The organism is Paenibacillus sp. FSL M7-0896 (genome assembly GCF_037975415.1).
Classification (GTDB): domain Bacteria; phylum Bacillota; class Bacilli; order Paenibacillales; family Paenibacillaceae; genus Paenibacillus_AQ; species Paenibacillus_AQ silagei.
In genome coordinates, this window is the sequence record NZ_CP150250.1 from 2,377,387 (window position 1) to 2,390,962 (window position 13,576).

The 13,576-nt window shown below is 46.7% G+C and carries 3 protein-coding genes; all 3 read left to right on the forward strand.

The genetic code is table 11. The features are described 5' to 3' along the window. Window positions 1–351: 351 nt before the first annotated feature. Genes MKY12_RS10040 through MKY12_RS10050 form a run of 3 tightly spaced genes read left to right on the forward strand, consistent with a single transcriptional unit; the run spans window position 352 to window position 13,547 of the window. Entirely contained in the window at window positions 352–5,826 is a 5,475-nt protein-coding gene (locus MKY12_RS10040; protein WP_339255481.1) for a type I polyketide synthase, read from the forward strand. Between the two features lie 24 nt (window positions 5,827–5,850). Continuing rightward, window positions 5,851–8,886 (forward strand): beta-ketoacyl synthase N-terminal-like domain-containing protein, encoded by a 3,036-nt coding sequence (locus tag MKY12_RS10045; protein WP_339313607.1) that lies wholly within the window; start codon window positions 5,851–5,853, stop codon window positions 8,884–8,886. Between the two features lie 26 nt (window positions 8,887–8,912). Then, on the forward strand, window positions 8,913–13,547 hold the full coding sequence (locus MKY12_RS10050; RefSeq protein WP_339313609.1) for an amino acid adenylation domain-containing protein: 4,635 nt from the start codon (window positions 8,913–8,915) through the stop codon (window positions 13,545–13,547). Window positions 13,548–13,576 lie beyond the last annotated feature (29 nt).

Consider the following 13,576-nt stretch of genomic DNA (forward strand, 5'->3'; position numbering starts at 1 on the left):
AAGGTCTCTATCGCGAGGCGATTATTCATGAATTGATTAACAATGCGACCATCGATATGATTATGCTGCTCACCTTAAGGTGAGCCTTTTTTTTGGTGAAGAAAGTCACATTTTAATTTTGGGATATATGCTATTTTTATCTTGTTAAATGTAAATATTACCTCCTATACTAATTCTCCCTACTTTATACCTATTCATCCCCTTTAATGGTAATAGTTAATTATCACTACTCTGAAGTCTACCAATCCGTTGTAAAATGCATATTTATGCAAAATAATACATAGTTAGTCAATGGAATTTTTTTGTGATTTACAGTTGTGAATGATAAGCATAGTAAAAGGAGCGAGAGGTATGAATAAGCAGACGGACAAGCTAGTGGCGATTGTGGGGATGGGCTGCAGGTTCCCGGGAAGCGCAAATAATGTAGAACAGTTCTGGGACATCTTGAAGTCAGGCAAGGATACGATTACGGATATTCCCGAGGATAGATGGAGTGTTGAAGAATATTATCATCCTAACAAACAGGTAAAAGGAAAAAGCCACGCCAGGCGTGGAGGATTTATCGATAAGTTTGATCAATTTGATGCAAAGTTCTTTGGGATTAATGCCAGAGAGGCAGATCAAATCGATCCGCAACAGAGGCAAATGCTGGAGATTGTCTGGGAGGCTCTAGAAGACGCAGGAATTAAGCCCGGCAGTCTGAGCGGTTCCCGCACCGGTGTGTTTATCGGCGGATTTACGCTCGATTATAAAATTCTGCAATTTGCTGACGCTGCACAAATTGGAACCCATGCTGCAGTAGGAAGCATGATGACGATGTTATCGAATAGAATCTCGTACATATACAATTTAATGGGTCCCTCTCTATCCATAGACACAGCCTGCTCGTCCTCCGTGGTTTCTGTTCATGAAGCCTGCAAAAGTCTGCACAACGGTGAATGCGATCTGGCCTTGGCAGGCGGCATGGAACTGATCTATGCCCCGGAATATTTCATAGCCGAATCCAAAGGCGGATTCTTGTCGGTGGACGGAAGCTGCAAGACCTTCGACGCTGCTGCGAACGGTTATGTCAGGGGGGAAGGGGGCGGAATCCTTGTCCTTAAAAGTCTGGAAAAAGCGCTCGAAGACGGCGACTATGTGTATGCCGTGATCAGAGAGAGCCTTGTGAACCAGGACGGAAAAACGAATGGTATTACGGTTCCTAACGGCGAATCCCAAAAGATGCTGCTGCAGGATGTATATGCGAGAGCAGGGATTGCCTCCGATGAAGTTCAGTATGTCGAATTGCATGGAACCGGAACAGCACTGGGTGATCCCATTGAAGTCAATGCGGTCGGTGAATTCTTTGGAGAGCACAGGACGGAAGATAACAGATGTATCATGGCCTCGGTCAAACCGAACATCGGTCATCTGGAGGCAGCTTCCGGCGTAGCATCGGTAATCAAGGCGGCGTGCATTCTTGATCATAGACAGATTGTGCCGCATATCGGAATGAAAGAGCTTAATCCTGAGCTTGATCTGGACAAGCTGAGGCTAAGAATTCCCTTAACCAATGAAAGCTGGCCGCAGGATGGTAAAGATGCCATCGTCGGTGTCAATTCGTTCGGTTTTGGCGGAACCAATGCGCACGTGATTTTACAGGGAATAACGGGTGACAGACAGTACGATGGAACAGTCAACGAAGAACTGCCTCAAGTATTAACCATCTCCGCAAAAACAGAACAATCCTTAAAGGCTCTTGCCGCAGAATACACTGAATTTTTGAATCAAACCGCCGAAAGCTTACCGGATATTTGTTATTCCGCACTTACCAAACGTGAGAAATTCCCGAAATCCCTTGTGTTATTCGGAGGGAATATACAGGAGATCATTCAGGGTCTGACAGATTATCAGCAGGATACTTTGCCGCAGAATGTGGTTGTGGGCAATGAAGGTAAAGACAAGCGACTGGTGTTTATTTTCACCGGCATGGGTCCTCAATGGTACGCGATGGGACGCGAGCTCTATCATGTGAATACGGTATTCCGCAATACGGTCGAGAAGTGCCACGCTGAGTTCTCCCGATACTTGTCCTGGTCATTGATGGATGAATTCCTGATTCATGAGGAACAATCCAGCATGCAGTTCACCGAAGTCTCCCAGCCGTTGAATTTTACGGTGCAGGTGGCCTTGGTTGAGATGTGGAAGAGCATGGGGGTTGTCCCGGATCTGATTATCGGACACAGTGTGGGTGAAGTGGCAGGATTGTATGCTGCCGGTGTCTACAGCTTTGAAGATGCGGTCCGGATTTCGTATTACCGCAGTATGCTCCAGCAGCGGCTGACGGGTAAAGGCGGTATGCTTGCGGTTGGCTTGAATGAAGAACAGGCCAAGGAGCTGATTGCTGACAATAACGACAAAGTATCCATTGCGGCAATCAACAGCAACACAAGCGTAACCCTGTCCGGAGATATGGCCTGTCTTACAGAGATCAGCAGCAAGCTTGAAGTTGACGGTGTTTTTAACAAGTTCTTAAGAGTAACGGTACCTTATCATAGTGTGTTTATGAATGAGATTAAATCGGAGCTGCTGGAAGCCCTGCGCGATATTCATCCGCAACCAACCAAAATCAGAACGTATACCACCGGAAATGGCCAGCTGGCGGAAGGGCCGGAGCTGGATAATGAATACTGGTGGCTGAATGTATCCGGTTCCGTGTACTTTGCCAAGGCCATGGAACAGATTTTGGAGGAAGGCTATTCCTGTTTTGTTGAGGTTGGCCCTCATCCGGTACTGGCGAATTCAGTCAGTGAGCTTGCGAGTGAGAAGGATATAGAAGTTCTGATCTCGCCCTCCCTCCGCAGAAATGATCCGGAAATACCAAGAATGCTTAGAACCTTGTCTGAGCTATTCTGTGCAGGCTATGAAATTGACTGGTCCCGGATCTACAGAGGAACCTTTAAGTATGTGAAGCTGCCGCATTATCAATGGGAGCATGAGAGGTTCTGGAAGGAATCCAAAGAGCATATGAAGAGACGCCTTGGACAGAAAGAGCATCCTTTTATCGGATACCGCAAGAACAGCGTGGTTCCGGCATGGGAAGCGGAAATCAATGATTATATTATGCCGTTCGTCTCAGACCATTGTGTAAATGGCAGTGTACTGCTGGCCGGAGCCCATTTCATTGAAGCCTCGTTCCAAATGCTCCGTGATTACAGCAAATTAAGCATTGATGAGGTGTATGGTTTATATCATATTCACTTTAAAAGAGCGCTGTTCCTTGATGAGAACAATGCCGGCCATATGTCTATTAACTATGATCCGCAGCATGGTGTGGTGAAGATCGGAAGCCTGGCAGATGGCGATGTATCCAGAACTACCGAGAATTTCCGTGGGGAATTTGTCAGAAAACAGACCTGGAGTGTGAGCCGGACAGCCGATCTGGAGGCTCTTAAGCACAGTGCCAAGGAAATTCTGAATCAGGCGGAATGCTACGGGCTGCTGGAGAAAATGAATTTCACCTACGGCCCTATGTTCCAGGGACTTAAGAAGGTATGGATTAATCATAATGAAGTTCTGGCTGAGATCTGCACGCTGGACGAGTTAGGCATCCAGGACATGGATAATATCCTGCATCCGGCTATTCTTGATGCTGCCTTTCAGTCGCTTCTCGTTAATCAATTTGATGAGCTGAGAGATCACGGACAAGTTGATATTAAGCTGCCGGATACGGTGGACTCAGTCGTCGTATACGGTAACACGTCCGGTCCATTGCGGGTCCGTTCTATAGTGAAGGAATCGGGTAAGGAGTTCATTGCCGGGGATATTGAAATCTATGATGAGCAAGGCAACATTGTTGTCATTGTAGACAACTTTGTGGCCAGATCCGTAGAGAAAAGTCCGGAAGCTGCCGTGCTTAGCGAGAAGAATCTGAAAGAATGGTTCTATGGCATTGAATGGAAGGCTCAGGAGGTAGAGAACGATGAGCAGCTGATCGCAGCTCGACATTCGTATACGAACTGGGTTGTGCTGTGTGATGCTTCCGGCACGGGTGACAGGATTGCCGGGAACCTAAGCGGCAGAGGCTATAACTGCAAACGGTTCTACGCGGATTATCAGAATCCCGGCAACCAGGATGCAGGCAGTGTTATTGTCAGCAATAATCAAGCGGATTATATCAAGCTGATTCAGCACATGGATCAAGAGCAGGAATACGGCATTATCCACCTGTGGGGTATGGACATTACAAGTCATGATCAGATGGACACGGATGCTATTGAGGCTTCCAAGCAGAAGGCTGTCAACAGTATCCGCCATGTTATGAATACTTTGAATGAGCACTCCGTGAAATATCGTACTTGGGCAGTTACCCAAGGGGCAGTCAGTGTTGACGGCAAGGAGCCAGTTGATGTGCTGCAGGGAGCGGCTATCGGTATGTGCAGAGTAATCAGCCACTCCGAGTGCATTGGAAGCTGGGGAGCAAGTATGGATATCGATCATCACCCCGCCTCTGTCGATCTTTTGATCAATGATCTGGAGAACTATACACGTGAAGATCAGCTGGCGTATAGAAACGGTGTCCGTTATGTTGCCAGACTGGAGCATATCTACGATCTGGACGGGAACATCCCGGTAACTATGGCGGACAATAAGATTTATCTGGTCACGGGTGCAATGGGCTCACTCGGGCAGATCACTGTGAATTGGATGTACGATAAGGGAGCCAGACATTTTGTATTGATAGGCCGTACCCCGTTTCCTGGTAAAAAAGAACGAAAAGTGATGACTTCATCCCATAAGCTGTACAGCCAGGTGCAATTTATCAATGAGCTTGAACGGAAAGGCTGTACCGTTGAAGTAGCCGCGCTGGACATCGCTAATGAAGCAGCAGTCGGGGAGCTTACGCATAGATTGATTCATGAAGAAACCATGCCGATCGGCGGTGTGATCCATATTGCCGGTGTAGTCAAAGACAAATTAATGATGCAAATGGAGCAGCATGAGTTCGATGAGGTCTATGACACCAAAGTTAAAGGCGCATGGCTATTGAATAAATATCTTGAAGAGGTTGAACTGGACTTTTTCATTATGTACTCTTCCACAGGATCAGTCGTTACGGCGGTTGGACAAGTGAATTATGCCGCAGCGAACTCCTTTATGGATTCACTGGCCTGCTACCGCCGCAGTAAAGGCAAATCTGCCTTGAGTCTGGGCTGGGGACCATGGGGTGTAGGGATGGTTAAAGAAAAGAATTTGATTGATCATTATAAATATCAAAGAGGCATGAACCCTATCTATGCGGTGAATGGCATGCAGGCGCTGGAAAGAGTGTTCGGACAACAGCTATGCCATGCTGTAATCGGTGAAGCGGACTGGCCGCTTGCGCTTAATAATTATCCGGGCAAGCCGGCATTGTATAATCACCTCGCCATGCAAAGCGAAGATACTGCAGGGGACATGCAGGAGACCGACTTATTCAGCATACTGGCCAAAGCCTCCGGCATGGAAGAAAAAAGTGCAGTTATCATGGATTTCTTCGCTGAGATCATCGCTGAGACCATTCATGCCAAGAAGGATGCGCTTGTTCTTGATGAGCCGATCAGTTCGGTTGGAGTGGACTCCATTATCGCTGCAGAGATCAGAAATAAAATAAATAAGAAATGCAGTATTAACATTTCCATTGTTGACCTTCTGGGCGGAATCAGCATTGCTGACTTGGCCGGAAAACACTTCAATGACATTAACGACTTAATTATTGAAGACGAATCCGAAGCAGACCTGGAAGCATTATTGGACCAGTTAGAGAATCTGACAGAAGAAGAGGCTGCACTTCTATTATCTAAATAAAAACGGAAAGGAGGATACAGAAGCATGGAAATATCCGCTCAGAATGATGATCTTAGAGACCTCGATATTGCCATTATCGGAATGGACTGCCAGGTTCCGGGAGCAGATGACGTAATGCAGTATTGGGAGAATCTGTGCAACGGGACGGAGTCGCTTACCTTCTTCACCGATGAGGAGCTTCGGGCAGCGGGGGTACCGGAAGAACTGCTCAGCAATCCCGAGTACAGGAAGTGCGGCTTCAAAATAAATAATATTGAGCAATTTGATGCGGCGTTCTTTGGCTTCACGCCCAGGGAAGCGGCACTGATGGACCCGCAGCAAAGAATTCTGCTTGAGAGCTCATGGCGGCTGATGGAAAGTGCCGGGTACCAATCGGACCAGTATGCAGGGAAGGTGGGCGTATTCGTCGGAACGGGAACCAGCAAGTATTTATTGAAGAATATTATGTCCAGTATGGATCTGGATTCCACTCCCGAGATCAGACAAATATGGATTGGGAACGATGTTCATTATGCTTCGACCATGATTTCCTACAAGCTGAATCTGAAGGGACCGAGCGTGAACGTGCAGACTGCATGTTCCACTTCCCTGACCGCCGTAGTTCTGGGCTGTCAGGCTCTGCTGAACTATCAATGCGATATGGCCATTGCCGGAGGGAGCTCCCTGTCGCTTCCTCAGGTTAGCGGTTATCTCTACATCAAAGGAGAGGTTCTTGCGGAGGACGGACATTGCCGGCCGTTTGATAAAGATTGCAGCGGTTCATTAAGCGGCAGCGGAGTAGGAACCGTGCTGCTGAAAAGATTGGAAGATGCTGTGAACGACCGCGATCATATCATCGCTGTCATTAAGGGAGCCGCCTTTAATAATGACGGTTCGGCAAAGGTTGGTTATTCGGCACCAAGCATTGAAGGCGAACGCAATGCGATTAAGAGCGCCCAGATACTAAGTGAGATAGATGAAGAAACGATTACTTATATTGAGACTCATGGAACAGCGACTCCCATGGGGGACCCCATAGAGGTACAAGCACTTACAGAAGCCTTCTCGGAAGCCACGGACAAGCTGAATTTCTGCGCCCTGGGTGCAGTGAAAGCCAATATCGGACATTTGGATTCTGCAGCAGGTACGGCCGGGTTAATCAAAACCAGTCTGATGCTCCAGAAGCAGAAGCTTGTACCCTGCATTAACTATAAAGAAACGAATCCTAACATTGATTTGCAGAACTCGCCTTTCTATGTCAATACCCGTCTCAGAGACTGGAACCCGGATTGCGGGGTAAGAAGAGCAGGCGTCAGCTCGTTTGGTATTGGAGGGACCAATGTTCATGTAGTCCTGGAAGAAGCGATCGACACCCGCAAAGTCGAGAGTAATGAGGAATTCCAATTGCTGCTGCTATCCGCAAAGACAAAGACCGCTTATGAAGAGATTGCCGGGCAATTGCTGGATTTTGTGCAAAATAATAAAGATATTGATTACCGTAATATCCTGTATACGATGAATATCGGAAGAAAGAGACTGCCCTATCGAGGCGGTCTGGTCTGTAACAGCAGAGAAGATCTGATTCATAAATTGGGCGGGAGCCTTCCTGCGGTAAAATCTCCAAATGAGAACGAAAAGGAAATTGTATTTCTGTTCCCGGGACAAGGCGTGCAGTATGTGAATATGACAAAACAACTGTACGATACGAAGCCTGTATTCCGGCATGAGCTGGATAAGTGCTTCGAAATCCTTCAGAAGCAGTTGAACTATGATTTAAGACAGCTTATCTTTGCAGATCAAGCGGATGCTAAGGGTGAGGAGACACTCACAGAAACCCGTAATACACAGGTTGCTCTATTTGCCGTTGAGTACTGCTTGGCCAAGACTTTGATGCATTGGGGAATTACTCCCAAAGCTCTGCTGGGGCATAGTGTTGGAGAGTACGTAGCCGCTTGTCTGGCCGGGGTATTCTCACTCGAGGATGGTCTTAGATTAATGGTCATGCGGGGCCGGATCATCCAAAGTCTGCCGGCGGGCGAAATGCTGTATGTGAATATGAACGAGCAGGAAGCGCAGGCCTATATTAACGGGAAGGTCTCACTGGCCTTGATTAATTCCGAGAACCGGGTGGTATTGGCCGGGGATAGCGCAGCGCTGCAGGAAGTGGTCGAACAGATTACAGAGCATCGGGAGTACAGAATTCTTCACACCTCCCATGCTTTTCATTCCTATATGATGCAGGGTGCAGTGGAGGACATGCTGAAGGTGCTCCAGACGGTGACGTTCAACAAGCCGATGATCCCGATCATGTCCAATGTCACGGGAGAGTGGCTGAAGCCGGAAGAGGCGATGAGTGCTGACTATTGGATACAGCATATGCTGGGCACCGTCAGATTTAAAGATGCTGCACTTCATTTGGCACAGAAAAATTATAAATACTTCATCGAAGTGGGTCCGGGAAAAACGCTCTCTGTCTTTATGCAGGATAATTTGAAAGACTACGCGGAGTGCCTATTGTTCCAAACGGTCCGCGGCGTTAAAAATACGATGAATGATAATAAATTTCTGGCGGAGTTCGTAAAGAAGGCCTGGATCAGCGGACTAACCATTGATTTTGCAAAGTATTACGAAGATGAAAGCTTATTCAGAATCCCTTTGCCGACGTATCCTTTTGAAAGGAAGAGACATTGGATTGAAGCTGGCAAGCAGAAGACTTATGAAGCGGCTGGAAGCAACGGCTGGGATAGGGAGCTCTCAGCAGACAGTACTGTAGAAGCGGACACGATAGAGTATAACCGGCCGGATATATCGGTGGAATATGAACAGCCTGACAATGCGATTGAAGAGAGTATAGTGGAAATCCTCCAGGATATTATGGGGATCACGCCGATTGGAATCAACGATAACTTCTTTGAGCTTGGCGGACATTCTCTGATGATCACACAAGTCGTCCTGAGAATTAAGGAACTCTATGGGATTGAATTGCAGTTGAAACTGTTTATCGAAGCACCGACTGTCAAGAATGTAGCTGACCTTGTATTGGAAGAGTTGTCAGAAAGCCTCGATTTGGATGCAGTCTAAATATGGACAGTTAGAGGTGTGGAGAGATGCAGAACAACGAAAGCGGAAGCGTGAAAAACAGAGTGAATGCCTTGTCGGACGCCAAGAGACTGCTGCTGGAGAGTCTCTTGGAGGAACAAAGAAAAAAGAAAAGACAGATTATCCTGCAAGACAAAGGGCTGCATAGGGTCAGCAAGAGAGCAGCGGAGTTGACAGTGTTGCCTTCCAACTATATGCAAAAGAAAATTTGGTATGTCGAACAACTCTTCAATGAATCGATTACGTATAATGTTTCGGGTTATGTGAAATTCCATGGGAAACTTCAAGTGGAGCTTTTGCACAAGGCCTTCAGAACGGTGGTTAAGCAGCAGGAGGTGCTGCGTTCCAAATTCAAGGGAGGACAAGGACAGCTTGAGGTTGAGCTCAGCGAAGATACCGAAGAGCCGGTCTTCAGAATGTATGATTGCTCCCAGGCAGGGATGGAAACATCGCCTGACGATATCAGGCAAAGGATGTATACGGAAGGAATACAGCCGTTCCGGTTAGCTGAGGGCAAGCTTATTCGCCTGATCTGTTACAAGCTTAGTGAGACCGAATGGATTGGACAAATTGTTTGGCATCATATTGTATCGGACGGCTATTCAAGCGGCATTTTTATTAGAGAACTGCTTCAACTGTATGAAGCCTATACAGGCGCAAGCATGGTACCTGTACAGGAGCCCGTTGTGCAATATTATGATTATGTCATCCACATGAATGAACGGATTGCCAAAGGCGAGTTCGATCATCAGCTTAAGTTCTGGAGGGAACAATTGTCGGGCAGCAGCATGAGCTGTATGCTTCCAACGGATTACACGGCCGGTCATGGGCTTACCTATCATGGCGAACGGGTAGCTTTTTCAATCCGCAAGGAGATGAAAGTAAAACTGGAAGCTGCTGCAAAAAAACACGGGGTTACACTGTTTGTATTGTTAATGAGCGCACTCAAAATCATGCTGCATAAGTATGTACACCAAAACGATATTATTGTCGGGGTCCCGGTTACCGGCAGAAATGAAGAGGAATGCCAGAGCATCATCGGGTGCTTCCTGAACATGCTGCCGATCCGCAGTAATATTGGTGAAGAGCAACAATTATTCGATTATATCCAGGCGGAGAATGCCCAGGTGATGCAGGCCTTGAAGCATCAGGATTTGCCGTTTGATTTTATAGTAGAGGACTTGAAGGTAGAAAGAGATTTGCTGTCCACCCCGATCTATCAGGTGGTGTTCAGTTATGAGACCAATGCGTTAAAGGATATTACAACAAAGGATTTCTACATAGAGTTCGAAGAACTGGATTTAAAAACGGCCAAGGTTGATCTGGCGCTGGAAGTCAATGATGAAAAGGATGGGTTAAGCGCCTGGTTTGAGTATAAATCGGATAAATTCTCCCGGGAGCGGATTGAAAAGATTAAGGATTATTATCTGAATATTCTGCAATTCATTGCTGAATATGACAATCAGCCTATAAAAAATATTGAAATGATCCCGGAAGAAGAAAAGGATGAGATACTCTACTCTTTTAACGAAAAGGTTACGGACTATAAGCCACAGACCATTAAGCAGTTATTCGAGACCCAGGCGGCGCTCCGGGAAGAGGCAGTAGCCATAGTGTGCGGCAATGAGCGGATTACCTATAGAGAACTGAATAACCGCAGCAATCAACTGGCACATCATCTGCGGAAATACGGTGTGGGCTGCGAGAGTCTGGTTGCCATTATGCTGGATAAATCCATTGAGGCCATCATTGCCATACTGGGGGTAACCAAGGCTGGCGGAGCTTATATGCCGGTGGATTCGGCTTATCCCCGGGAGCGGATGGAGTATATTCTGGAAGACAGCAATGTCCGGTATATGATAACTTCCGGCATCCATCAGGATTATGCAGGCATTGAGCAGATTTCAATGGGTGACAAGCATATCGATACCGAGTCCACGGACAATCTTACGGACCACAGCAATCCGGATAATCTTGCTTATGTAATCTATACCTCGGGAACTACAGGTCAGCCCAAAGGCGTTATGGTGGAACACAGCGGTATTGTTAACTTGAGAGATTATTTTTGGGATAAATACAAAGTGACCACGGATGATACGATCCTGCAATTTGCCAATCTTGTTTTTGATGCCTCTGTCTGGGAAATGATTATGGGAATTCTCACCGGTGCAAGACTATGCATCATTACCAAAGAAGTAGCGCTGGATGTGAATCTGCTGGAACTGGAGCTGAAAAGGCATAACGTAACCGTTGCCACCTTGCCTCCGCCATACTGGAATGTAATAGCGGATAGACCCATCGGAATCCGTCTGTTGATCACAGCGGGATCAGCAGCAAGCGTCAATCTGGTGGAGAATTTGCCAGAGCCGATTGAATATTTCAATGCGTATGGACCTACCGAGACTACGGTCTGTGCGTCGGACTGGCAATACGAAAGGACTGTTCAAATCCCGAATAGAATTCCGATCGGCAAGCCAATTGCCAATATGCAAATCTATATTATGAATTATACTTCCTTATGTGGAAAAGGAATTATTGGAGAATTATGTATAGCAGGAGTAGGCATTGCCCGGGGGTATCTGAACAGGCCGGAACTGACAGCGGAGAAATTTATTGATAATCCCTATGGTCCCGGTAAATTGTACCGGACGGGGGATTACGCAAGCTGGCTGGACGACGGAAATATTGCTTTTACCGGAAGAATAGATAATCAGGTCAAGATCAGGGGACACCGGATCGAAATCGGAGAGATTGAGAATAAGCTCTCTTCTCATAACAGAGTGATTGAGGCGGTTGTTATCCCGGAGATTGACCACAAGAGCAATCTTTATCTGGCAGCTTATTTAGTTGTGGATGCAGCAGTGACTCTGACAGAAATCAGAAGCTTTTTGAACGATGGATTACCTTCGTATATGATCCCATCAGCATTTTATACGCTTGAGGCCATTCCGCTTAATATGAATGGTAAGCCGGATAACAGCAGATTAGCGTCCTTGGGCCAGCCTATGGAAACAGAGAACGATTTCGCTGAACCGTCCACAGAGATTGAAAGAACGCTGGAACGAATCTGGTGTGAGCTATTAGGAGTTGAGCGGGTTAGTATCCATGATCATTTCTTCGAAATTGGCGGAGACTCCATTATTAGCATGCAGGTTATCGCCAAGGCGGCAGAGGCAGGAATTAAGCTCGAATTAAAGTCTTTTTACGATGATAAATGTATTGCACAAATGGCCTTAAAGGCTGCGGCAGTTGAACACATCTGCTGTGATCAGGGAGAGGTTACAGGTTCGTACCTGTTGACACCTATCCAGCAATGGTTCTTCACCAATAATTTCCCGGAAAATAACCATTGGAATCAGTCTGTAAGCTTTGAATTGAAGCAGACTGTAGATGCTGGGCGATTGAATGAAGCGCTCAATGAAGTGTGCCGGCAGCATGATTTGTTAAGAACCCGTGTACTTCCCGGAAAGGCTCCAAGGTATGCGGATATCCTGCCGTTTGCCTACAGCGAACGCTTGAAGACAGTAGAGATTCCAGCTTGTGATGACTATGAACAGCGGATGCAACAGGAATTGACGGCTTTTCAGCAATCTCTTAATTTGCAAGCGGGAGAAGTGTTTAAAGGGCTGCTTATTGTGTCCGATACATGGTCAAGCAGCAGACTGGTATTGACAGCGCATCATCTGGTATGCGACGCGGTGTCCTTCAGGTTCATCGCTGAGGATGTATTGAATGGCTATCAAGCCTTAATAGACAAGCGGGAAGTCAGGCTTCCGCAGAAAACCTCATCCTTCATAAGCTGGAGCAACGCAGCAGATGCATATGCCGCCAGCCATGAAGCAGTGAGCAAAAAAAAGGAGTGGACCAAAGAAATTGCGGCTCATTCAAGAAAAACCAAAAGAGGCTGCTCCAGCATAGACAATCTTGAAGGAGAAGCAGAGCACTGCCAGTTCTCCTTATCGGAAGAAGATACCGCCAAGCTAATGATTGAAGTGCCTAAGCATTACAGCATTCAGCCGATTGAGGTCATGATTGCCGCCCTGGAAACGATGCTGCATGAATGGGATGGGGCAGACCATACCTTATATCTGGAAAGTCACGGAAGAGATATGCTTGCGGATCAGGTGGATCTGTCAAGAACGGTAGGCTGGTTTACCAACCTGTATCCTTTTTACTTCTCCGCAGATGATATTTCAACTACTGGAGCTACGTTAAAAAAAGTGAAAGACAGATTAGCTGCCGTGCAGAAGCGTAAGTTCGAGTTCTTGCTTAGTGATTACCCCCGTGAAGCTATGGATATTGTTTTTAATTACATGGGGCATTTGGATAACAAGAACCCGCAGCATGAACACTTCCGGCTGATTACCGGAGAACCGCTGTATACCAGGGGATTGAAGAATACAAGAGTCAGTCTGCTTGAAGTCAACGGGTATATCCAGCAAGACCGCTTAACCTTCGAGTGGGGATATAACCCGAATATCCATTCCGGGGAGAACATCGTGCAGCAGGGCAATGCTTTCACGGATACGCTTAGGGGGATGATCAGCTACTGTATTGAATCTGAGGATGATGGAGTTTCCGCTGCAGATTTTGACGATGTGGATATGGAAGATTTAGATTTCATCTTGGCAAAGTTCAATTAAGGTCACTCAGGGACAAGAAAGAGGAGAAT